Genomic DNA, 20,383 nt, shown 5'->3' on the forward strand with positions numbered 1-20,383 from the left:
CTGCCGTCGCCGGTGCAGCGATCAGTAGTTGTTGTTGTTGCCGCCACGGCCGCCGCCGCGCGGGCCGGAGCCGTAGGGGCTGCGGAAACCGCCGTCGCCACCACCGCCGCCGCTGCGGCCACCACCGCCGTAGCTGTCGCCACCGCGGCCACCGCCACCGTAGCTGTCGCCACCACGGCCGCCACCGCCGTAGCCGCCGCCACCGCTGCGGCCACCGCCGTAGCCGCCGCCACCACCACCGTAGCCGCCACCACCGCCACCGCCGTAGCCGCCGCCGCCGCCGTAGCCGCCGCTGCGCGGGGGACGCGCTTCCATGGGGCGTGCTTCGTTGACGACACAGCTGCGGCCGCCCAGCGACTGACCGTTCATGCCGTTGATGGCGGCCTGTGCTTCCGCGTCAGAGCTCATTTCGACGAAGCCGAAACCCTTGGAACGGCCGGTGTCGCGCTCCATCATGACCTTGGCGCTGGTCACGGTGCCGAATTGGCTGAAGGACTGCTCCAGGTCGCTGTCGCGAACCGAGTAAGGCAGGTTGCCAACGTACAGTTTGTTGCCCATTGAAGGGACTCCTCAAAAACACAAAGAAAAAGCGATGGAGTCCCGAAAACGCAATCTGCAGAACTCAAGGACGCGGAACTGGCCGACACCGCAAGCCGCATGTACGCAGGGCACACGCTCTACCATCATATGCCTTCAGATCGGAAAGAAACACCAATCACGTGAAAATTTTCAACGTGAAAAGCACCAATCCGTGGTGAGAACCCCGAAACCGTCTCAGTAGCGGCTGCGTTCGCCGCCAAAGCCACCGCTGCGCGGCGGGCGGGGCTCCAGCGGGCGCGCTTCATTGACCACCAGGGCCCGGCCGCCGACGCTCTGGCCGTGCAGGCCTTCGATGGCTGCCTGGGCTTCTGCTGCGCTCGACATCTCGACGAAACCGAAGCCCTTGGAGCGACCGGTGTCGCGCTCCATCATGACCTTGGCGCTGGCGATGTTGCCGAACGGGCTGAATGCCTGGTGCATGTCGTCGTCGCGGAAGGAATAGGGCAGGTTGCCCACATACAGTCTGTTGCCCACGCAGGACTCCTTGGAAATCGAATCTCGAAACGCACGCGATGGGGGAGCCGCCCGCTGACCGAACTGACCGAACACCGCAACTGCATGCGCCTCGCAGGCGCATGAATTGACCATTATGCGAGCACTTGTTCGGTTTGCGAACGAGTGTGGCTAGGGATAAACGCGAATACTGAAACGGGCCCCTGGTCGGCCCGAGGCTACAATCGCGCCCGTCTTGGGGGAGTAGCCAACCTTCGCTTCGCGCGAGAGGGGTTTGCGTCAACAGACTTGTTCGTGCCGCGCCTGCGGCCGACATGGCGCAAACGAACCACCGACGGCGGGCCTGCAACGGGCCAGCGACCACGGGGTTTCAGCGAGACCTTTGACTGCGCAGCTTCTCGTGCCGGGAAAGCTGTCGTCAGTCATTGGTGTCGCATCCCGGCCGGAGTGTTTTCTTGGAAGCCTTTCTGATCTCCACCGGCATCGTCGCGCTCGCCGAAATGGGCGACAAGACGCAGTTGCTGGCCCTGCTGCTGGCCGCGCGGTTCCGCAAGCCCTGGCCCATCGTCGCCGGCATCCTGGTGGCCACGCTGGCCAACCACGCCGCGGCAGGCGCCGTCGGCGCCTGGATCCAGTCCATGGTCAGCCCATCCACCCTGCGCATCGTCCTGGGTGTGTCCTTCCTGGCCATGGCCGTCTGGATGCTGATCCCCGACAAGATCGACGACGACGCGGGCGACAAGGCGCCGCGCCTGGGCGTGTTCGGCACCACGGTGGTCCTGTTCTTCCTGGCCGAGATCGGCGACAAGACGCAGATCGCCACCGTCATGCTGGCCGCGCGCTACGAGGCCGCGCTGGCCTGGGTGGTCGCCGGCACCACGCTGGGCATGATGCTCGCCAACGCGCCGGCCGTCTGGCTGGGCGACAAGCTGGTGCGGCGCGTGCCGGTGCGCGCGGTGCACCTGGTCTCTGCCGTGATCTTCCTGGTGCTGGGCCTCATCGCGCTGCTCGGCGCCTGACCCATGGCGGGGCGCCATGCCCTGCCGGCGTGCGCCGCCGCCCCGATTCGGCGCCCCGTCTCTGCCATCAGGCGGGCAGCGGCGCCAGCCGCCGGTACTGGCGTTCCGTGTAGTAGAGGCCGCCCTGCGCCGAGGCCCCGTGCGCGACGGCCAGCACCTCGCAGAACAGCACATCGTGCGTGCCCATGCCCAGGCTGTGCGCGATGCGGCAATCGAAGGCCACGCGCGCGTCTGCCAGCACCGGCGCACCGGTGGCCAGCTGCGCCCAGTCGGCCGCCGCACGCCGCGTGTCCATCGGCGTCTTGCCTCCGAAGAGGGCCGACAAGGCCTGGTGGTCGGCCTCCAGTGTGTTCACGCACAGCACGCCGTTGCCGGTGACGGCGGCGTGGGCCGACGAGTCGCGCCGCAGGCACACCAGCAGCGTCGGCGGATCGTCGGTGACGCTGCAGACGGCCGAGGCCGCGAAGCCGGCCCAGCCCTGCGGACCATCGCTGGTCACCAGGTGCACGGCACCGCCCATGCGGGCCATGCCGTCGCGGAAGTCCCGGGCATTCAAAGGTGAGCTTTCGGGCGCCGGGCTGCAGGAGGCCGGCAAGGTGGTTTCGGAGGTCATGCGCATGGTGTGGCTTCGAGAAATATCCAGATTCGAGCAATTTGCATACCCATCTGTGGGACGCGTGTCCGAGAAGTGGAACTTTGGTGTGCACGTGGCATGGCTGTTGCTTTTCTCGGGGCATGAAGCCACGTCACACCTTCGGAGCAGCGCGATGAGCGGGCCGATTTCCACCCCTGCGGGCCCCCTGCTCGAGATGCGCAACATCCACAAGACCTTCGGGCCGGTGCAGGCCGTGGCCGGCCTGGACGTGGCGATCGCGCCAGGCGAACTGGTCACCGTGGTCGGCCCCAGCGGTTGCGGCAAGAGCACGCTGTTCAACATGGTGGCCGGCCTGGACGAGCCCGATGCCGGCGGCGTGCTGCGCTTCGAGGACCGCTCGGTGCACGCGCACGAGCTGCTGGGCCGCGTGTCCTTCATGCCGCAGCGCGACCTGCTGCTGCCCTGGCGCACCGTGATCGACAACGCCATCCTGGCCATCGAGATCGAAGGCATGCCACGTGCCGAGGCCCGCGCACTGGCGCTGCGCATGCTGCCGGAGTTCGGCCTGGCCGGTTTCGAGAACCAGTACCCGCACCAGCTCTCCGGCGGCATGCGTCAGCGCGTGGCGCTGATGCGCACCTTTATGTTCAAGCGCGACCTGATGCTGCTGGACGAGCCCTTCGGCGCGCTCGACGCACTCACGCGCACCATGATGCAGCGCTGGCTGCTGGACGTGTGGCAGCAGCACAAGCGCACCATCCTTTTCATCACGCACGACGTGGACGAGGCCCTGTTCCTGGGCGACCGCGTGCTGGCCATGACGGCGCGGCCCGGCCGCATCAAGCTCGAGCTGAAGGTCGACCTGCCGCGCCCGCGCAAGCCCGAGCTGCTGACCGACCCCGCATTCATCCGCCAAAAGCGCATCCTGCTCGACGCCATCGAGGAGGAAAGCATGAAGTCCTTCCAGGCGACGGCAGCGCGCCCCGCCCACGCCTGAGCCCGCGATGTCCAGCCCCCCCCTCTCCGCACCTGCGGGCATGACCGTCGCACGCGCCGCCAGCGCGCCGCCGCGCCCCGCCACGAACGGCGCCTTGCGCCGCGCGGCGCGCGTGGCGCTGGCCCTGCTCGCGGTCGGCATCGTCTGGGAAGCGGCCGTCGTGCTGCTGTCGGTCCAACCGCACTACCTGCCGCGCCTGAGCCTCGTGCTGCAGGCCATCGTCGCCACGCCCGACGCGTACTGGAGCGGCTTCGTGCGCACGCTGAGCGAGGCACTGATGGGCTTTTCGGCCGGCGCCGTGTTCGGCATCGGCATCGGTGTCCTGTTCTACCGTGCGCCGGTGCTGCGCGACATGGTGTTCCCGCTGTTCATCGTGTCGCAGACGATTCCGGTCATCGCCTTCGGTGCCCTGGTCGTGCTCTGGTTCGGCAACACCATGCTGGCCAAGGCCATCATCGCGTTCTACGTGACCTTCTTCCCGGTCACGGTCAACACGCTGGTCGGCCTGCGTTCGGTGGACCCACGCCAGGTGGATCTGATGCGCAGCTTCGGCGCCACCCGCGGCCAGCTCATGCGCCAGCTGCAGTTCCCGACCGCGCTGCCGCAGATCTTCGTGGCCTTGCGCCTGGGCGCCTCGCTGAGCCTGGTCGGCGCCATCGTCGGCGAGTGGTTCGGCGACACCACGGGCCTCGGGGTGCTGCTGCTGCAGGCGATGTTCAACGAGAACGCGGTGGGCCTGTGGGCCGCGCTGCTGTGCTGCGCGCTGCTGGGCACGCTGTTCTACGGCGTGGTGGCCTTCATTGAACGCCGCCTCGTGTTCTGGGGAGCCGAGCAATGAGGCCGATGGTTCCGCTCGCCGCGCAACGCGGCATCCTGGGCGCCGTGCTGCTGGTCGCGTTGTGGGAGGGCGTGGCGCGCGGCTTCCAGCTGCCGGCGTACACGCTGCCGGCCATCAGCCAGATCTTCGGTTCGATCTGGGACATGCGCACGGTGCTGACGCGCGCCGCCGGCGTCACCGTCACCGAGGCCCTGGTCGGCTACGCGCTGGGCGCGCTGATCGGCATCGGCGGCGCCATCTGGGTCACCATGGTGCCGCGCGTGCGCGGTGCCGTGCTGCCGGCTGCCACGGCCTTCAACTCCGTGCCCGTGATCGCCTGGTCGCCACTCGTGCTGCTGTGGTTCGGCATGGGCATGTCGTCCAAGTACGTCATGGTGGCGCTGGCCATCGCGTTCACGCTGTTCCTGTCCACGCTGTCGGGCCTGGACCGCGTGGACCGCCGCAGCGTGGACCTCATGCGCAGCTTCGGCGCCAGCCGCCTGGCCATCCTGTGGCGGCTGCGGCTGCCTACGGCGCTGCCGCTCATGTTCGCGGGCCTGCGCGTGGCCACCGCGCGCAGCGTGCTGATCGCCGTGGTCACCGAGATGCTGGGTGCGCAGGCCGGGCTGGGCCTCTTGATCTACCAGGCCGTGGTGCAGGTGGACTTCGTGCAGGTCTGGGCCGCGGTCTTCGTGGCATCGGCCGCCAGCCTGCTCTTCTTCGGCATCGTGAGCTTCATCGAACGCAGGACGGTTTTCTGGAAATGACACGACGACAGATGCATCTCGGCCTGTTCCTGCTGGGAACGGGCAGCCACACCGCCGGCTGGCGCATGCCGGGCGCGGTCGACAGCTTCCAGGACTTCGCCGCCATCCAGAAGATCGGGCAGACCGCGGAACGCGGCTGCTTCGACCTGATCTTCATGGGCGACAACCTGTACGCCGACCCCAAGGCCCATCCGTCGTACACGCTGCGGCTGGAGCCGCTGACCATGCTGTCGGCGCTGGCCATGTCCACGCGCCACATCGGGCTGGGGGCCACGGTGTCCACGACCTACAGCGACCCTTACACCGTGGCGCGCATGTTCGCCTCGCTCGACCACATCAGCGGCGGCCGTGCGGCGTGGAACGCGGTCACCACCTCGCACGCGGGCACCGCCGCCAACTTCGGCAAGGTCCACCCGGACCATGCGCGCCGCTACGAGATGGCCGGCGAGTTCGTCGACGTGGTCAAGGGCCTGTGGGACGGCTGGACCGACGAGGCCATCGTGGCCGACCGCGCGAGCGGCCTGTACATCGACCCGGCGCAGGTGCGCGCGCTGAACCACGATGGTGCCTTCTTCAAGGTGCAGGGCCCGCTGAACATCGGCCGCACGCCGCAGGGCCGGCCCGTGGTGCTGCAGGCCGGCGGCTCCGCGCCCGGCCTGGACCTGGCCGCACGCACGGCCGACGTCGTGTTCTCCGTGGTGCAGGACTTCGACGAGGCGCGCGCCGCCTATGCATCGCTCAAGGACCGCCTGCCGCGCTTCGGCCGCACGGCCAGCGAGGTGATGGTGCTGCCCGGCGTGATGCCGGTGGTCGGCCGCACCGACCGCGAGGCGCGCGACAAGCTCAATGCGCTGCAGGAATTCATCGGCAGCGGCAGTGCGCTGGCCGTGCTGTCCGAACGCTTCGGCCACGACTTCTCGGCGTACGACCTCGACGGCCCGGTGCCCGAGCTCGCCCTGCCCGACACCTACCACGCGTTCACGCGCGTGCTGCTGTCCAAGGCGCGGCGCGACAACATGAGCCTGCGCGACCTCTACAGCCTGACGGCGGCCGCGCGCGGCCACTGGGTGCTGTGCGGTTCGCCCGAAACCATCGCCGACACCTTGCAGCAGTGGTTCGAGGGCGGCGCGGCCGATGGCTTCAACGTGATGCCTCCGTACTTCCACGAAGGTTTCGACGACTTCGTCGACCTGGTGGTGCCGGTGCTGCAGGAGCGCGGGCTGTTCCGCCGTGCGTACGAGGGCGACACGCTGCGCGCGCTGCTGGGCCTGCGCCGCCCGACCTTGCAGGCGGCCTGAACCGAAGAGAAGGCGACCGCAGCCCGGCGGTCGCGTGGTGTCAGACCGGCGCGAAGCCCATGGTGCGCGCCCGGTAGTGAAACTGCCCGTCCTGCACGATCAGGAACAGGGCCCGCCGCGTGGCAGCGCCGTTGTGGTGCGAATGCGGTGCGCCGGGCGGCGTGACCATGGTGGTCCAGCGCTCCCAGCCAATGCGTTCGCCACCCACCATGGAGTGGCAGTCCTCCCCGTCCACGATCAGCGTGATGGCGGCCGAGTTGTGCCGGTGCGCGGCCTGGCTCTCGCCGGGCGGCAGCGTGTTGAGCGACAGCGTCATCGTGCGGTGGATGTTGTGGCTGGCCTCGAGGCCCTCGGACGAGAAGATCAGCGCGCGGCCCGAGGTGTCGGGCTCGGGCTCGGCCGCGTACACCAGCGCGAGCTGGCGCGCGATCTCGGCCGCCGGGTAGTGCACCACGCCCTCGTCGGTCGCGCGCGCCGCGAGGCCCCCTTCGGCCAGCATCGGCTCGTCGGTCACGACCCACAGCGTCGCACCCTCGGGGCCGGCGGTGTGGCGCAGATCGCGCGTGCCGGGCACATGGAACACGTCGCCGGCCGACCAGGCCAGCAGCGCGCAAGCGCCCTCCTGTGTGCAGCCGCTGCCGGCGATCACGTACCAGATGGCGCCCGTGGCCACGAAGTGCGAAGCCAGCGTCTCGCCCGGCGCGATGTGCGCATAGCGCGCCAGCATCAGCGGCGTGGTGGCAGGGTTGCCGCTGCCCATGGCCTGCGATTGGTCGCAGGGCTGCCAGCCGGTGGGCGCCTGCGGATCCATGGCGCGCCGCGCCTCGGCCGCGAAGCTGTGCGCGGGCACGGGCGGCAACCGGATGTTGAAGGCGTTGGCCGAGTTGAAGAAGCGCGCGCGCGCCTGCGCCGCATCGGCCGGCGCGGCGTGGCGTTGCGGCCCCATGGCCGCCATGCGCATGGCGGCCGGCATCAAGGCTTGCGCTGCTCGGCCGTCAGCGACTTCAGGAAGCTGTCGTCGAAGGCCACCGCCACATCCACCGGCTTGGTCAGCACCTTGTTGGCCAGCAGAAAGTCGTGCGCGCTCTTGAGCGCGGTCGGGTCGATCGTGAACAGGCCTTCGGTCTTGCCCTTGCCGGCCGTCATGAGCTTGTAGGCCTCGGTCAGCATGGACTCCTGCTGCGCGCGGTTCAGTGTCGGCGCTACCTTCATGACGATGTCCACGGCCTCCTTGGGGTTGGCCGCGGCCTCGCGCCAGCCCTTGATCGAGGCGCGCAGGAAGGCCTTCACGAGCTCGGGGTTCTTCTGCGCCGTGTCCTTGGAGACGATCAGCGTGTCGCGTGGGAAGGTGATGCCGCTGTCTTCCGCGCGGAAGGTGCGGATCTTGTCGCCGAGCTTGTCCTTCACGACCCACATCTCGTTGTAGACCGTGGCCGTGGCCACGTCGGTGTCGCCGTTGATGAAGGGCGTCATGCTGACCTGCTGCGGCTGGATGTCGACCTTGGTGCGGTCGATGCCGGCCTGGCCCAGCATGCCGAACAGCACGTAGTTGGCGCCCGTGAACCAGGTCGTGACCTTCTTGCCCTCGAAGTCCTTGAGCGTCTTGATGGGGCTGTCGGCCTTGGTCACGAACACGAAGGGCGTGATCTGGTGCGCCACGCCGATGGAGACGATGGGCAGGCCCTTGTCCACGCCGGCCATCACGCTGTCCGAGCCACCGGACAGGCCGAAGGTGTCGGCGCCCGTGGCCACCAGGTTTTCGGTCAGCAGGTTGGGCCCGCCCGGGTTGATCGTGAGGTCGATGCCCTCGTCCTTGTAGTAGCCCTTGGCCTGGGCGTAGTAGAAGCCCGCGAACTGGGTCTGCGTGAGCCACTTCAGGCGCAGGCTGGCCTTCACGGGCTCTTTGGTCTGGGCCTGGGCGAGGGGGGCGAGGGCGGCCAGCGCGACGGCGGCGGCCACGGTGCGGAGGAAATGACGCGTCTTCATGGGGGAACCTCTCGGGAACGAAGGGGGGGATGGAAAGGGAGATTCAGTCGTCGTGGGCCGGCGTGCCGGGCGGTGTGTCGCGCCGCAGCTTGCGCATGAGGCCCGGCCACTCGCGTTCGCCCGCGACCAGGATGTCGCCGTGCTGCTCCCAGAACTGGCGCGCCGCGTGTTCGCACACCGCGTGCGGGGGCGCGACGATGGGGCCGGCGCCGCCGGCCGCTGCGGCCTGCATCTGCAGCTGGATGCGCGCGGCACGCTCGAAGTAGTACAGCAGCATGAAGGCCTCGCCCACCGTGCGGCCCACGGTCAGCAGGCCGTGGTTGCGCAGCAGCATGACCGGGTGCTGGGCGAAGTCGCGCACCAGGCGGGTCTGCTCGTCCAGGTCGATGGCCACGCCCTCGTAGCCATGGAAGGCCTGGCGCTGGTAGAAGCGCATCGCGAACTGCGACAGCGGCAGCAGGCCCTCGGCCTGGGCCGACACCGCCACGCTGGCGTCCGAGTGCGTGTGCAGCACGCACAGAGCGTCGTGCCGGCTCTCGTGGATGGCGCCGTGGATCACGAAGGCCGCGGCATTCACGTCATAAGGCGTGTCTTCCAGCTTGCGGCCTTGCAGGTCGATGCGCACCAGGCTGGAGGCCGTGATCTCCTCGAACAGCAGGCCGTAGGGGTTCAGCAGGAACTCCCCTGGCCGGCCCGGCACGCGCATCGAGATGTGGTTGTAGACCATGTCGTCCAGGCCGAGCCGGGCGACCAGGCGGTAGCACGCGGCAAGGTCGACGCGGGCCTGCCATTCGGCGTCGTCGATGTGGGACGGTCTAGTCATTGGCGAGCTCCAGCAAGAGATCGGCCAGCACGCGGGTGCCGGCGGCCAGGTCCGAGGGCGTGGCCGACTCGGCTTCGTTGTGGGTGAGCCCCAAGTGGCAGGGCACGAACAGCATGGCCGTGGGCGTGACCGCGTGCAGGTAGCGCGCGTCGTGGCCCGCGGCCGAGGGCAGGTCGCGCCAGGGCGTGGCGAGCCGGTCGGCCACCGCGCGTGCGCGCTGGCGCAGCGCCTCGGGAAATTCCAACGAGTCGGCGGCCGACAGGCGTTGCACGTTCACCGCGCAGGGCCCGCGCGCGGCCGCGCACAGGTGCTCGACCTGCGCGCTCATGGCGCGCAGCCGGGCCGTGTCGGGGTGGCGCAGATCGATCGAGAAGACCACCCTGGCGGCCACCACGGAAGGCGCGTTGGGCAGCACCTCGAAGCGGCCGATCGTGAACTTGGTGATGTCCTCCACGTCGTGGAAGGCCGCGGCCAGCGATTGCACCATGGCGGTGGCGGCCAGCAGCGCGTCCTTGCGCTCGCTGCGCTGCGAGGTGCCGGCATGTGCGGCCTCGCCGGTCACCTCCACGCGGAAGGTGTGCTTGCCCTGGATGCCGCTCACGATGCCCACCGGATAGCCCTCGCGCTCGAGCACCGGGCCCTGCTCGATGTGGGCCTCCACGAAGGCATGCACGGCGCCGCCCAACGGGCGCAGCGGCACGTGGGCCAGGCTTTGCTGCTGCACGGCCAGGGCCTCGCCCACGCGCACGCCCTGCGCGTCCTGCGCGGCCAGGACGGCGTCGAGCGGGCGGTCGCCCGCGAACACGGCCGAGCCCATCATGCCGGGCGCGAAGCGCGAGCCCTCCTCGTTCATCCAGGCCACCACGTCGATGGCGCGGCGCGGCACCACACCGGCCGCACGGATGGCACGCGCGGCCTCGAAGGCGGCCAGCACGCCGTAGGCGCCGTCGAATTTTCCGCCCGTGGGTTGGCTGTCCAGGTGCGAGCCGCTCAGCACGGGCGAGGCGCTCGCGTCGCTGCCAGGCAGGCGCAGGAACAGGTTGCCGGCCGCGTCGCGGCTGGCCAGCATGCCGGTGGCTTGGCCCCAGCGCACCAGCTCGGCCTGGGCCGCCGTGTCTTCGGCGGACAGGGCCTGGCGGTTCACGCCGCCCGCGGCCGTGGCACCGAAGCGCGCCATGGCCTGCAGGCTGTCCCACAGCCGCTGCGCGCTGACGAAGGAGGACGGTGCGGCCATCACGACGTCTTCATGATTTCGGCCGGCACCGAGCGCGGGTCGCGCGGCAGCCACTTGTTCTGCTCCACCGTGGCGAGGAAGTCCGACACGAACTGGTTGAACAGTGCGGGCTCGTCGATGTTGAGCGTGTGGCCGGTCTTGGGCAGCACGAGCAGACCGCTGGCGGGCACCGTGCGCTTGAGGAACAGGCCGGGCTGCAGGCAGTGGTCGTCCTCGTCGCCGACCACGACCAGCGTGGGCACCTGCATTTGCTTGAGCTCGGCTTCCAGGTCGTAGATGGAGGGTCGGCGCGCCTGCACGCCCTGCATGGTGCGGGCCGAGCCCACGGCCGAATGCTCGGCGAGCTGGGTCGCGAATTCCTGCCAGCCGCGCGGATCCTTCTGCTGGAACACGATGCGCGAGGCCGCCGTCGAGTAGATCTTGGCGAACTCCACCGCGCCCAGTTCCTCGAACCTGCGCGCCACTTCCAGCGACACATTGCGGAAGTAGTCCTCGTACTGCTTCTCGGCGCCGTAGCCGGCACCAGCCACCACCAGCGACAGCGCGCGCTCGGGATAGCGCAGGCCGAAATGCAGCGTGGCGAAGCCGCCCATGGACAGGCCGACGATGTGCGCCTTCGCGATGCCCAGGGCCGTCATCACGTCGGCGATGTCGTCGGTGGCGATGGCCTGCGAGTAGCGCTCCACATCGGTGGGCACGTCCGATGGCGGGTAGCCGCGCGCGCCGTAGGTGATGCAGCGGTAGCGCCGCGTGAAGTAGCGCATCTGCGGCTCCCAGCTGCGGTGGTCGCCGCCGAACTCGTGCACGAACACGATGGGCGTGCCGGAGCCGGCTTCCTCGACATGCAGACGCGTGCCGTCGCGGGTGGTGATCATGGGCATCTCTTTCTCCAACGATTCGTCGTGCCGCGCACCAACTGCAGGACACAAGGCCGGGTCGCAAGCAAAGGTTCAAGTGGCCGCGGAGACGGCCATGCCAGCGGACGCCGCGGAACGGGCTCTGCCCGGCCGCTGGCGGCGCCCCTGGAGGGGGATGGGATGTCTACACGAAGTGAGACATCCAAACGGGGTGGATTCATTTAGAACAGGGCGGTGGAGACGGGCATGCGGCGGGCCTTCTCGACCATGGCCGGCAACAGTTCGCAGAAGTGCGCGGCCCAGGCCTCGGGCACGCTCAGGCTGACCTTGACGAAGCGGTCGCCGAAGCGCTTGGTGTGGTAGGTGCCCTGGCGGATCATCACGCCCTCCTGCTGGTAGGCCTCCACCAGCGCCTCGGGGCGGATGCCGGCGTCCACGGTTTCGATCACGAGCAGGTTGGCGTTGGACGGGTAGACCGGGATGTGCAGGCCGGGGATGCGCTGCACCGCCTCGTACACGGCCTTCTGGTTGGCGCGCAGCCGGGCCAGCACGGCGGGGAACCATTCGGCCTTGCTTTGCAGGCCGGCAATGGCGGCGCGCTGCGACACCACGTTGCTGCCCAGGTTGTTCGGCGGGGCCGTGGCCAGCAATTCGATGATGTCCGGGTTGGCGACCACCGCGCCCAGGCGCATGCCGGCCAGGCCCAGCCACTTGGAAAAGCTGTAGGTCAGGATCGCCTTCTCCGGGTAGTAGCGCAGCGCGGGGCTGAAGCCCTCGGCGAACTGCGAATACGTGGCGTCGTGGATGAAGTAGGCGCCGACGGAACGCGCGATGTCGCAGAAGGCCTCGATCTCGGCCGCCGTGTGGCAGGTGCCCAGCGGGTTGTTCGGGTCCACGAGGTAGACCACGCGGGTCTGGTCGGTCACGGCCGCGCGCAGCTGCTCGGGCGTGAGCTTGTAGCCCTGCGCTGCGTCGTAGATCGGCAGCTCCACCACGCGGGCGCCGGCCTTGCGCGCGAAGTGCATGGGCCAGGCCCAGCTCGGGTCGGTGGTGACGAAGTCGGTGCCCGGTACGCAGACGTTGCTGCACACGTTGTAGAGCGCTTCCACGGCGCCGTCGGTCACGAAGGCCGACATGCCCGGCACGCCCACGTCGTCCACGATGAGCTGGCGCAGCGCCTCGAAGCCGCAAGGCGGCGCGTAGGCGTGGAAGCTGCCGTCCTGCAGCGCGGCGACGGCGGCCTCGAGCACCGAGGGATGGGGGTCGAAGTGGTTGGTGTTCTGGCCCAGCCACATCAGGCCGGGGGTGTTGCAAAGCCGGTCGAAATACGCGTTGCGCAGTTCGAAGGGGCGCGGGGTGGTGCTGGTGTTGGCGGTCATCGGCGAGGGCAAAGCAGATGCCATGCCATGCATTCGTGGCCCTTTTTTCGCCGACGCTCCCTGTTTGGGTGCACAGCGCAGGCATTCGGTGCATCCAAAAACGGCGTTTTTGTATTTTCGATTTGCACGAGCACCAAGATCGGCAGTGCAGCGGCGCGTCAGTGGGGTGCTGCGCGTGGCATGGATACTGCTTTTGCGGAACCGTATATGTCGATGGCCACCGCAGTGCAGCGGGTGCCAGCGCCACCGTCCACCCCTGTCCAAGAACGACATGACGACCGTAGACACCAACGACAAGAAGAGCCGCGGCAAGGCGCGCAAGGCGCCGGCTTCGACGCCGCGCGAACGCGCCCGGGACAAGTCCGTCACGCTGGCCGACGAACTGCAGGAAACGCTGGAGGGCCTGATCGTTAGCGGCGCGCTCAAGCCCGGCACGCGGCTGGACGAGGCCGAGCTCGTCGAGCGCTTCCAGGTCTCGCGCACGCCGCTGCGCGAGGCGCTCAAGTCGCTGGCCGGCAATGGCCTCGTGGACATGCGCGGCCACCAGGGCGTGTGCGTGGCGACGATCTCGGTGCCCGTGCTGATCGAGATGTTCCAGATGATGGCCGTCAGCGAAGGCCTGTGCGCCAAGTACGCGGCGCGCCGCGCCACGCCGGCCCAGCGCGCCAACCTGGTCGCCATCCACAAGCGCCTGGTGGAGCTGCTGGAGATCGGCGACCACGAAAGCTTCTACGAGGTCAACCGCGAGTTCCACGAGGCGCTGTACGACGCCTCCAACACCAGCTATCTCTCCGAGCAGACGCACCGCCTGCGCAAGCGCGTGGGCGTGTACCGCCGGCACGTGACCTTCCAGCCCGGCCGCATGGCGGCCACCATCGGCGAGCACCAGGCCATCCTGGACGCGCTCGACCGCAACGATCCCGACGCCGCGTTCGCCGCGGCCGTCGACCACGTGACGCTGCTGCAGGACGACATGGTCGACCTGATCGCAGCGATTTCCACGCACCTCCCCGGCCTGTGAGCCTCCCGTTTCTCTCGTTCCCCTTCACCTCATGATCACTCTCGACCTCAGCGGACAGACCGCACTCATCACGGGCGCCTCCAAGGGCATCGGCCTGGCCGCCGCGCACAGCTTTGCCGAAGCCGGCTGCCACCTGCATCTGGCCGCGCGCGACGGCGCGGCCCTGGCCGCCGCACGCGAGGCCATCATGGCCGCGCACGACGTGCGCGTGACCATCCACCCGATGGACCTGGCCGCGCCCGGCGCCATGCGCCAGCTGGACGAAGCCGTGGGCGATGTCGACATCCTCGTCAACAACGCCGGCGACATTCCCTCGGGCCCGATCGAGTCGCTGGACTTCGAGGTGGTGCGCCGCGGCTTCGCGCTCAAGGTGCTGGGCTACATGGAGCTCACGCAGCTGGTCTATGCGCGCATGAAGCGCCAAGGCCACGGCGTGATCGTCAACGACATCGGCAACTCGGGCGAGAACTGGGACGCCAACTACATCGCCGGCTCCACCGGCAACGCGGCCGTGATGGCCTTCACCAAGGCGCTGGGCGGCGTGAGCCTGGACGACGGCATCCGCGTGGTCGGCGTCAACCCCGGTCCGGTGGCCACCGACCGCATGGTCAAGCTCATGAAGCGCCGCGCGCTCGACAACCTGGGCGACGAGGGCCGCTGGGAAGAGCTGTTCCTGCAGTACCCGGGCGGCCGCCCGGCCGAGGCCAAGGAAGTGGCCGAACTCATGCTGTTCCTGGCCTCCAAGCACGCGGCCTACATCACCGGCACCATCGTGACCATCGACGGCGGCATCGCCGCACGCGGCTCCATCATCAAGACCAGCAAGAAGGCGATGGAGCTGGCGGCGGCGCAGCAGAAGTAGCCCTTGCCTGCATGCCAGCGGCGGCCGGGGAGGCCGCGCCGGCTTGGCCTATACTGGCCGCCCTGCGCCGATTTGTTCCAGATTGCGGGCGCCGGAACCTCCGAGTTCCGAAATGCTGCTAAACACGGACGCCCCCAACCCGGCTTCGTTGTTCAGCGAGCCGGGTTTTTTGTTTTTGCGTCCATGCCACTCATCGCGCATCCCCAGTCCATGCCGTTCAGCCAGCCGCTGCCGTTGCAAAGCGGCGCGGCCATCCGCGACTACGCGCTCAGCTACGAGACCTACGGCCAGCTCAACGCGGACAAGAGCAACGCCGTGCTGATCTGCCATGCGCTGAACGCCTCGCACCATGTCGCGGGCGTCTACGAAGGCCAGCCCAGGTCCGAAGGCTGGTGGGACAACATGATCGGCCCGGGCAAGCCCGTGGACACCGACCGCTTCTTCGTGGTCGGCGTGAACAACCTGGGCTCGTGCTTCGGCTCTACCGGCCCCATGCACGTGAACCCGGACACCGGCCGCGTCTACGGCGCCGACTTCCCGGTCGTCACGGTGGAGGACTGGGTCGACGCCCAGGCCCGGCTGCTCGACGCGCTGGGCATCCGCCAGCTGGCGGCCGTGATGGGCGGCAGCCTGGGCGGCATGCAGGCGCTGTGCTGGAGTCTGCGCTACCCCGAGCGCGTGCGCCACGCCGTGGTGGTGGCCAGCGCGCCCAACCTGACGGCCGAGAACATCGCCTTCAACGAGGTGGCACGCCGCGCCATCGTGACCGACCCCGATTTCCACGGCGGCCACTTCTACGCCCACGGCGTGGTGCCCAAGCGCGGCCTGCGCATCGCGCGCATGATCGGCCACATCACCTACCTCAGCGACGACGTCATGAACGAGAAGTTCGGACGGCAGCTGCGCGAGGGCATCGACCCGAACGTTCCGCCGCCGGGCCGCCCCAAGGCGGAAGGCGCCCCCTCGGGGGGCAGTGAGGACACGCCGGTGCCGAGCGTGGGGGCCTACAAGTACTCCACGCAGGATGTCGAGTTCCAGATCGAGAGCTACCTGCGCTACCAGGGCGACAAGTTCAGCGAGTACTTCGACGCCAACACCTATCTGCTGATCACGCGTGCGCTCGACTACTTCGACCCGGCCCGTGCCCACGGCGGCAGCCTGCAGCAGGCGCTGGCGCAGACCCAGGCCAGGTTCCTGCTCGTGAGCTTCACGACCGACTGGCGCTTCGCGCCCGCGCGCAGCCGCGAGATCGTGCAGGCCCTGCTCGACAACAAGCGCGCCGTGAGCTACGCGGAGATCGATGCGCCGCACGGACACGACGCCTTCCTGCTCGACGATGCGCGCTACCTGAACGTGGTGCGCGCCTACTTCGCGCGCATCGCCGCCGAAGGAGCCGCCGCATGAGCGACCAGTCCACCATGGAGACCATCGCACGCCTCGTGCCGCAGGGCGCGCGCGTGCTCGACCTGGGCTGCGGCGACGGCGCCCTGCTCGCCCACCTGCAGGCCACGCGCGGCTGCACGGGCTACGGCATCGAGATCGCCGACGCCAACGTGCTGGCCTGCGTGCAGCGCGGCGTCGACGTGATCCAGCTCAACCTCGAGGAGGGCCTGGCGATGTTCGACGACGCCAGCTTCGACGTGGTGCTGCAGATCGACACGCTGCAGCACCTGCGCAATGCCGAGACCATGCTGCGCGAGACCGCGCGCGTGGGCCGCCGCGGCATCGTCGCCTTCCCCAACTTCGCCCACTGGCCGAACCGGCTGTCGGTGCTGCGCGGGCGCATGCCGGTCACGCGCCGCCTGCCCTACCAGTGGTACGACACGCCCAACATCCGCGTCGGTACCTTCAAGGACTTCGAGGCGCTGGCGCGCAAGAACGGCCTGAAGATCCTGGACGCCTTCGGCCTGCAGGCGGGCCTGGAGATCCGCGCGTTCCCGAACGCGCGGGCCTCCACCGCCCTGTTCCACTTCGAACGCGGCTGAGCCCCAAGAAAAAGGGCCCGAAGGCCCTTTCTGCTGTGCCGCGTGCCGCTCAGGCCACTTCGCCCAGCGCGTCCGACACCGCGTTGACGAGACGGTCGATCTCGGCCTTCTCGCTGATGAAGGGCGGGGCCAGCTGGATGGTGTCGCCGCCGTAGCGCACGTAGAAGCCCTTCTTCCACATCGCCATGGCGATCTCGTAGGGCCGCTTGGCCGGCTCGCCCGGCACCGGGGCGATGGTGATGCCCGCGGCCAGGCCGAAGTTGCGGATGTCGGCCACGTGCCTGGCGCCCTTGAGGCTGTGCACGGCGTTCTCGAAGTGGGGCGCCAGCGCCTTCACGCGGCCCACGCCGTCCTCGGCCTGCAGCAGCTCCAGCGCGGCCAGGCCGGCGGCGCAGGCCACCGGGTGCGCGGAGTAGGTGTAGCCGTGCGGGAACTCCACCATGTACTCGGGGCCGCCGGCCGCCATGAAGGTGTCGTAGATCTCCTTGCTGGCGACCACGGCGCCCAGCGGCTGCGTGCCGTTGGTCACCTGCTTGGCGACGTTCATGATGTCCGGCGTGACGCCGAAGGCCTCGGCGCCGGTCATCGCGCCGCAGCGGCCGAAACCGGTGATGACCTCGTCGAAGATCAGCAGGATGTTGTTCGCCGTGCAGATGTCGCGCAGGCGCTGCAGGTAGCCCTTGGGCGGGATCACCACGCCGGCCGAACCCGAGAACGGTTCCACGATCACGGCCGCGATGGTCGAGGCGTCGTGCAGGGCGATGATGTCCAGCAGCCGGTCGGCCAGCTCGGCGCCGTTCTCCGGCATGCCGCGCGTGAAGGCGTTGGCGGCCAGCTGCGTGTGCGGCAGGTGGTCGGCCTCGATGCCCTGGCCGAAGGTCTTGCGGTTGCCCACGATGCCGCCGACCGAGATGCCGCCGAAGTTCACGCCGTGGTAGCCCTTCTCGCGGCCGATCAGGCGCGTTTTGCCGGCCTGGCCTTTGGTGCGCCAGTAGGCGCGCGCCATCTTGAGCGAGGTGTCGGCGGCTTCCGAGCCCGAGCCCGTGAAGAACACGTAGTCCAGGCCCGCGGGCGTCAGTTCCCGGATCTTGTTGGCCAGCGCGAACGAACCTGGGTGGCCGAACTGGAAGGCCGGCGCGTAGTCCAGTTGGGCGACCTGGCGGGCCACGGCCTCGCTGATCTCCGCGCGGCCATGGCCCAGGCCCGTGCACCACAGGCCTGACAGGCCGTCGAAGATCTTGCGGCCGTCGGCGTCGGTGAAGTAGGCGCCCTTGGCGCTGACGACCATGCGCGGGTCGGCCTTGAAGTTGCGGTTGCCGGTGAACGGCATCCAGTGCGCGTCCAGCCAAGCGGCGTCGCGTTGGGTGGCTTGGGTCTGCGGGGCGGACAGCACGGTCATGGCGGCTCCGGGAAAGGGTAGAAAAGCGCGCATTGTTCGGCAGCGCCATCTCTTGGACAATGTTGATGTATCAAACTTCAGTTGACGATCTGTGAAAGTAAAGACGCGCGCCGTGCTGGGCCAGCTCGACGACATGGACCTGCGCCTGCTCAAGGTCTTTCGCAGCGTGGTGCAGTGCGGCGGCATGACGGCAGCGGAACTCGAGCTCAACATCGGCACCTCGACGATCAGCCGCCACATCAAGGACCTGGAGATCCGCCTGGGCCTGGTGCTGTGCCGGCGCGGCCGGGCCGGCTTCGCGCTGACCGAAGAAGGCCAGCGCGTCTACGACGAAACCCAGCGCCTGCTGGCTTCGGTCGACGTGTTCCGCAGCGGCATCGACGACATCCACGGCCGCATGGGCGGCGCGCTGGAACTGGCCGTGTTCGACAAGACCGCCACCAATCCGCAGGCGCGCATCGCCGAAGCCATCGCGCTGTTCTGCGCGCAGGCGCCCGAGGTGCAGCCCAGCCTGCACGTGGCCTCGATCAACGAGATCGAGCGCGGCGTGATCGACGGCCGCTTCGCGCTGGGCATCATCCCCGCGCACCGCGCCTCGCGCAGCCTGCGCTACACCGAGCTGTTCGGCGAAACCATGCTGCTGTACTGCGGTCGCACGCACGCGCTGTTCGGCGCGGCGCACGCAGGCCTGAGCTGGGCGCGGCTGCGCCAGTACCCGTTCGCGGGCCTGGGCTACCACTCGCCCAATATGGAACTGAGCCACCAGGAGCGGCTGGTGCGCCGGGCCAGCGGCTACGACCAGGAGGCCATCGCCACGCTGGTGCTGTCGGGTTGCTTCCTGGGTTTCCTGCCCGACCACTACGCGGCCGGCTTCGTGGCCCAGGGCCTCATGCAAACCGTGGCGCCTGAGCGCTTTTCCTACGCCTGCCAGTTCGTGAGCCTGTTGCGGCGCTCACCCCAGCCCTCGCGCGCGGCGTTGCTGTTCCAGGATTGCCTGAACACGGTCCATGCCCGCGCTCAGTAATGCGGCGGCAGTTCGTCGCGCAGGCTGCGGAAGGCACCGGCCGTGGGGTCGGACTGCTGCACGCGCAGTGCCTCGAGCTGGCGCAGCAGCGCATCGATCTGCTGCTGCTGGCGGTACACGGTCAGGTTCAGCTCGTCCAGCAGGTCCTCGGCCTCGCAGGCCTTGAGTTCCAGCGCATCGAGCCGCCGCAAAAGGGCGTCTTGGGCATCCATGGCGGGGATTGGACACCATGGCCGGCACAGGCCTGCGCACTCGTACTAGAATCCGCCCGCCGTGGGGGGGTAGCTCAGCTGGGAGAGCGCCGCGTTCGCAATGCGGAGGTCGGGAGTTCGATCCTCCTCCTCTCCACCACCGGTTCAGTCTGCCCGTGAAATGCCATCGCGGCGTCGGCAGCCAGCCGGCCGGGAATGCCGCCCAGCTGGTCCGTGCAGGAGCTGCAAACCCATCGGTTTCAGCAGCTCCGCCACCCCATCACATCATTTGGCGGGTCCGGTGGACTTCATCTCGCCCACCCCGCCCTTCTTGTCGGCCTTCTCGCCGTTGGCTTCTGCAGCGGGCGTCGGAGCGCCCTTGCGGTCGCCGGTCGATGCCCGTCCCGACGTGTCGGCCGATCCGGTCGCAGGTCGACGCTCCGCCGGCATGCGCGCTTTTTCGCCGGTGGTCTCGGTCGTCGGGGCAGGCGCCATGCCGGCACGCGGCGTGCCGCTGCTGTTGCCCGAAGCGCTGCCACCGGCCATGTCGGGCCTCGGCCCCGCAGGTGCCGTGCCCTTTTCGCCGTTGGCCTGCGCGGTCGGGGTCGACGTGCCCATCGCTCCGCCCGTCGTGTTCTGTGCAAACGCGCTGATGCAGGCTGCTTGTGCGATCACGATGCCCGTTGCCAAAAGAAGCTTTTTCATTTCATGTCCTCGATGGTGATCCGCTGCGCCGGATGGCGCTGCCTGGAACAGCCACAGCGTAGGGACACGCCGGCCCCCCACTGGTAGGACAGCACGCAGTCGGGGCGCAAGCGCTCGCTCAACAACGGCGTGCAGCTGCCAGTTGCGCGGCTGAAGCGGGTCGACTGCAGCTGTGCCGTCGATCGCAGCCGCAGCCGCGCAGGCGGCCTCAGCAAAGGCTTCTAAGGGTTTCTAAGGCGCGAGTCTCAGCTCGGCATCGAGCGGTGCGCTTCGGCCGCGATAACAGGCCATGAGCGCCGATTCGAGCGCCCCATCGAGCGCCTCTGCCGCGACGAGTTCGGTGGGCGTTGGCTCGTGCAGGGGCGCCAGGC

Annotated in this window: 22 protein-coding genes and 1 tRNA gene; 11 read left to right on the top strand and 12 right to left on the bottom strand. The window is 68.9% G+C overall.

All coding sequences use genetic code 11. The features are described 5' to 3' along the window. Nucleotides 1–21: 21 nt before the first annotated feature. Together rbp (IE209_RS12960) and rbp (IE209_RS12965) are read right to left on the bottom strand one after the other, a co-directional pair. Entirely contained in the window at nt 22–558 is a 537-nt protein-coding gene (rbp, locus tag IE209_RS12960; protein ID WP_189687366.1) for an RNA-binding regulator, read from the bottom strand. A gap of 216 nt (nt 559–774) precedes the next feature. Further along, nucleotides 775–1,074 carry an RNA-binding regulator gene (rbp, locus tag IE209_RS12965; RefSeq protein ID WP_145549781.1) on the bottom strand — a complete coding sequence of 100 codons (300 nt, stop codon included), beginning with the start codon at nt 1,072–1,074 and terminating at the stop codon, nt 775–777. A gap of 434 nt (nt 1,075–1,508) precedes the next feature. Here rbp (IE209_RS12965) and IE209_RS12970 point away from each other — a divergent pair, with 434 nt between their 5' ends. Continuing rightward, the gene (locus IE209_RS12970; RefSeq protein ID WP_189687367.1) at nt 1,509–2,072 is read left to right on the top strand and encodes a TMEM165/GDT1 family protein; all 564 of its coding nucleotides are present in this window, start codon (nt 1,509–1,511) and stop codon (nt 2,070–2,072) included. Nucleotides 2,073–2,139: 67 nt separating this feature from the next. Here IE209_RS12970 and IE209_RS12975 read toward each other — a convergent pair whose 3' ends face one another. Beyond that, a complete protein-coding gene (locus tag IE209_RS12975; RefSeq protein WP_229882827.1) occupies nt 2,140–2,691 on the bottom strand; it encodes a flavin reductase in 552 nt (183 codons plus the stop codon). 148 nt (nt 2,692–2,839) lie between these two features. On the opposite strand from IE209_RS12975, the gene IE209_RS12980 reads away from it, so the two are divergent. The 4 genes from IE209_RS12980 to IE209_RS12995 are packed head-to-tail and all read left to right on the top strand — an operon-like array spanning nt 2,840 to nt 6,546. Then, nucleotides 2,840–3,664 carry an ABC transporter ATP-binding protein gene (locus IE209_RS12980; protein WP_189687368.1) on the top strand — a complete coding sequence of 275 codons (825 nt, stop codon included), beginning with the start codon at nt 2,840–2,842 and terminating at the stop codon, nt 3,662–3,664. Nucleotides 3,665–3,671: 7 nt separating this feature from the next. After that, entirely contained in the window at nt 3,672–4,502 is an 831-nt protein-coding gene (locus tag IE209_RS12985; protein WP_229882828.1) for an ABC transporter permease, read from the top strand. A gap of 5 nt (nt 4,503–4,507) precedes the next feature. Continuing rightward, on the top strand, nt 4,508–5,248 hold the full coding sequence (locus IE209_RS12990; RefSeq protein ID WP_229882829.1) for an ABC transporter permease: 741 nt from the start codon (nt 4,508–4,510) through the stop codon (nt 5,246–5,248). Nucleotides 5,249–5,259: 11 nt separating this feature from the next. Next, nucleotides 5,260–6,546, top strand: coding sequence for an LLM class flavin-dependent oxidoreductase (locus IE209_RS12995; RefSeq protein ID WP_229882830.1), 1,287 nt, complete (start codon nt 5,260–5,262; stop codon nt 6,544–6,546). 40 nt (nt 6,547–6,586) lie between these two features. Here IE209_RS12995 and IE209_RS13000 read toward each other — a convergent pair whose 3' ends face one another. The 6 genes from IE209_RS13000 to IE209_RS13025 form a co-directional block, all read right to left on the bottom strand. Then, nucleotides 6,587–7,519: a cupin domain-containing protein gene (locus tag IE209_RS13000; RefSeq protein WP_189687371.1), complete on the bottom strand. Its 933-nt coding sequence runs from the start codon at nt 7,517–7,519 to the stop codon at nt 6,587–6,589. After that, nucleotides 7,519–8,532 carry an ABC transporter substrate-binding protein gene (locus IE209_RS13005; protein WP_189687372.1) on the bottom strand — a complete coding sequence of 338 codons (1,014 nt, stop codon included), beginning with the start codon at nt 8,530–8,532 and terminating at the stop codon, nt 7,519–7,521. Before IE209_RS13005 ends, IE209_RS13000 begins: the two co-directional genes overlap by 1 nt. Before the next feature lie 43 nt (nt 8,533–8,575). Continuing rightward, complete coding sequence (locus IE209_RS13010; protein WP_189687373.1) at nt 8,576–9,355, bottom strand: class II aldolase/adducin family protein; 780 nt, start codon at nt 9,353–9,355, stop codon at nt 8,576–8,578. After that, complete coding sequence (locus IE209_RS13015) at nt 9,348–10,589, bottom strand: hydantoinase/carbamoylase family amidase (protein ID WP_189687374.1); 1,242 nt, start codon at nt 10,587–10,589, stop codon at nt 9,348–9,350. The genes IE209_RS13010 and IE209_RS13015 overlap by 8 nt, the downstream gene beginning before the upstream one ends. Continuing rightward, complete coding sequence (locus IE209_RS13020) at nt 10,589–11,470, bottom strand: alpha/beta fold hydrolase (RefSeq protein WP_189687375.1); 882 nt, start codon at nt 11,468–11,470, stop codon at nt 10,589–10,591. Before IE209_RS13020 ends, IE209_RS13015 begins: the two co-directional genes overlap by 1 nt. A 197-nt stretch (nt 11,471–11,667) precedes the next feature. Continuing rightward, the gene (locus IE209_RS13025; RefSeq protein WP_189687376.1) at nt 11,668–12,849 is read right to left on the bottom strand and encodes a pyridoxal phosphate-dependent aminotransferase; all 1,182 of its coding nucleotides are present in this window, start codon (nt 12,847–12,849) and stop codon (nt 11,668–11,670) included. A gap of 247 nt (nt 12,850–13,096) precedes the next feature. Between IE209_RS13025 and IE209_RS13030 the strand changes: the two genes are divergently transcribed. The 4 genes from IE209_RS13030 (at nt 13,097) to metW (ending at nt 16,693) form a co-directional block, all read left to right on the top strand. Further along, on the top strand, nt 13,097–13,846 hold the full coding sequence (locus tag IE209_RS13030) for a GntR family transcriptional regulator (protein WP_189687377.1): 750 nt from the start codon (nt 13,097–13,099) through the stop codon (nt 13,844–13,846). A gap of 34 nt (nt 13,847–13,880) precedes the next feature. Beyond that, complete coding sequence (locus tag IE209_RS13035) at nt 13,881–14,708, top strand: SDR family oxidoreductase (protein ID WP_189687465.1); 828 nt, start codon at nt 13,881–13,883, stop codon at nt 14,706–14,708. Between the two features lie 183 nt (nt 14,709–14,891). Beyond that, the gene (metX, locus tag IE209_RS13040; protein ID WP_189687378.1) at nt 14,892–16,112 is read left to right on the top strand and encodes a homoserine O-acetyltransferase MetX; all 1,221 of its coding nucleotides are present in this window, start codon (nt 14,892–14,894) and stop codon (nt 16,110–16,112) included. Next, entirely contained in the window at nt 16,109–16,693 is a 585-nt protein-coding gene (metW, locus tag IE209_RS13045; RefSeq protein ID WP_114471235.1) for a methionine biosynthesis protein MetW, read from the top strand. Before metX ends, metW begins: the two co-directional genes overlap by 4 nt. A 49-nt stretch (nt 16,694–16,742) precedes the next feature. Here metW and aptA read toward each other — a convergent pair whose 3' ends face one another. Then, nucleotides 16,743–18,092 (bottom strand): omega-aminotransferase AptA, encoded by a 1,350-nt coding sequence (gene aptA, locus IE209_RS13050; RefSeq protein WP_189687379.1) that lies wholly within the window; start codon nt 18,090–18,092, stop codon nt 16,743–16,745. 133 nt (nt 18,093–18,225) lie between these two features. Between aptA and IE209_RS13055 the strand changes: the two genes are divergently transcribed. Next, nucleotides 18,226–19,116, top strand: a complete 891-nt coding sequence (locus IE209_RS13055; RefSeq protein ID WP_189687466.1) for a LysR family transcriptional regulator — start codon at nt 18,226–18,228, stop codon at nt 19,114–19,116. Here the strand turns inward: IE209_RS13055 and IE209_RS13060 are convergent. Beyond that, nucleotides 19,110–19,328 carry a SlyX family protein gene (locus IE209_RS13060; protein WP_189687380.1) on the bottom strand — a complete coding sequence of 73 codons (219 nt, stop codon included), beginning with the start codon at nt 19,326–19,328 and terminating at the stop codon, nt 19,110–19,112. The two genes, IE209_RS13055 and IE209_RS13060, sit on opposite strands and share 7 nt — an antisense overlap. A 63-nt stretch (nt 19,329–19,391) precedes the next feature. Between IE209_RS13060 and IE209_RS13065 the strand changes: the two genes are divergently transcribed. Continuing rightward, a tRNA-Ala gene (locus tag IE209_RS13065) sits at nt 19,392–19,467 on the top strand. Nucleotides 19,468–19,592: 125 nt separating this feature from the next. On the opposite strand, the gene IE209_RS13070 is transcribed toward IE209_RS13065, so the two are convergent. Continuing rightward, nucleotides 19,593–20,012, bottom strand: a complete 420-nt coding sequence (locus IE209_RS13070; RefSeq protein WP_189687381.1) for a hypothetical protein — start codon at nt 20,010–20,012, stop codon at nt 19,593–19,595. Between the last annotated feature and the right edge of the window lie 371 nt (nt 20,013–20,383).

Source organism: Pseudorhodoferax aquiterrae (assembly GCF_014652235.1).
In the GTDB taxonomy this organism is placed as follows: Bacteria; Pseudomonadota; Gammaproteobacteria; order Burkholderiales; family Burkholderiaceae_C; genus Pseudorhodoferax; species Pseudorhodoferax aquiterrae.

What these genes read in the sequence shown, in the direction of transcription:
- IE209_RS13055 (WP_189687466.1), top strand. Translation starts at nt 18,226, where the DNA reads ATGGACCTGCGCCTGCTCAAGGTCTTTCGCAGCGTGGTGCAGTGCGGC.
- IE209_RS13015 (WP_189687374.1), bottom strand. Translation starts at nt 10,589, where the DNA reads ATGGCCGCACCGTCCTCCTTCGTCAGCGCGCAGCGGCTGTGGGACAGC.
- IE209_RS13070 (WP_189687381.1), bottom strand. Translation starts at nt 20,012, where the DNA reads ATGAAAAAGCTTCTTTTGGCAACGGGCATCGTGATCGCACAAGCAGCC.
- metW (WP_114471235.1), top strand. Translation starts at nt 16,109, where the DNA reads ATGAGCGACCAGTCCACCATGGAGACCATCGCACGCCTCGTGCCGCAG.
- metX (WP_189687378.1), top strand. Translation starts at nt 14,892, where the DNA reads ATGCCACTCATCGCGCATCCCCAGTCCATGCCGTTCAGCCAGCCGCTG.
- IE209_RS13060 (WP_189687380.1), bottom strand. Translation starts at nt 19,328, where the DNA reads ATGGATGCCCAAGACGCCCTTTTGCGGCGGCTCGATGCGCTGGAACTC.
- IE209_RS13010 (WP_189687373.1), bottom strand. Translation starts at nt 9,355, where the DNA reads ATGACTAGACCGTCCCACATCGACGACGCCGAATGGCAGGCCCGCGTC.
- IE209_RS12985 (WP_229882828.1), top strand. Translation starts at nt 3,672, where the DNA reads ATGTCCAGCCCCCCCCTCTCCGCACCTGCGGGCATGACCGTCGCACGC.
- IE209_RS12975 (WP_229882827.1), bottom strand. Translation starts at nt 2,691, where the DNA reads ATGCGCATGACCTCCGAAACCACCTTGCCGGCCTCCTGCAGCCCGGCG.
- IE209_RS13020 (WP_189687375.1), bottom strand. Translation starts at nt 11,470, where the DNA reads ATGCCCATGATCACCACCCGCGACGGCACGCGTCTGCATGTCGAGGAA.
- IE209_RS12995 (WP_229882830.1), top strand. Translation starts at nt 5,260, where the DNA reads ATGCATCTCGGCCTGTTCCTGCTGGGAACGGGCAGCCACACCGCCGGC.
- IE209_RS12980 (WP_189687368.1), top strand. Translation starts at nt 2,840, where the DNA reads ATGAGCGGGCCGATTTCCACCCCTGCGGGCCCCCTGCTCGAGATGCGC.
- IE209_RS13005 (WP_189687372.1), bottom strand. Translation starts at nt 8,532, where the DNA reads ATGAAGACGCGTCATTTCCTCCGCACCGTGGCCGCCGCCGTCGCGCTG.
- aptA (WP_189687379.1), bottom strand. Translation starts at nt 18,092, where the DNA reads ATGACCGTGCTGTCCGCCCCGCAGACCCAAGCCACCCAACGCGACGCC.
- IE209_RS13030 (WP_189687377.1), top strand. Translation starts at nt 13,097, where the DNA reads ATGACGACCGTAGACACCAACGACAAGAAGAGCCGCGGCAAGGCGCGC.
- IE209_RS13025 (WP_189687376.1), bottom strand. Translation starts at nt 12,849, where the DNA reads ATGGCATCTGCTTTGCCCTCGCCGATGACCGCCAACACCAGCACCACC.
- IE209_RS12990 (WP_229882829.1), top strand. Translation starts at nt 4,508, where the DNA reads ATGGTTCCGCTCGCCGCGCAACGCGGCATCCTGGGCGCCGTGCTGCTG.
- rbp (WP_189687366.1), bottom strand. Translation starts at nt 558, where the DNA reads ATGGGCAACAAACTGTACGTTGGCAACCTGCCTTACTCGGTTCGCGAC.
- IE209_RS13000 (WP_189687371.1), bottom strand. Translation starts at nt 7,519, where the DNA reads ATGCCGGCCGCCATGCGCATGGCGGCCATGGGGCCGCAACGCCACGCC.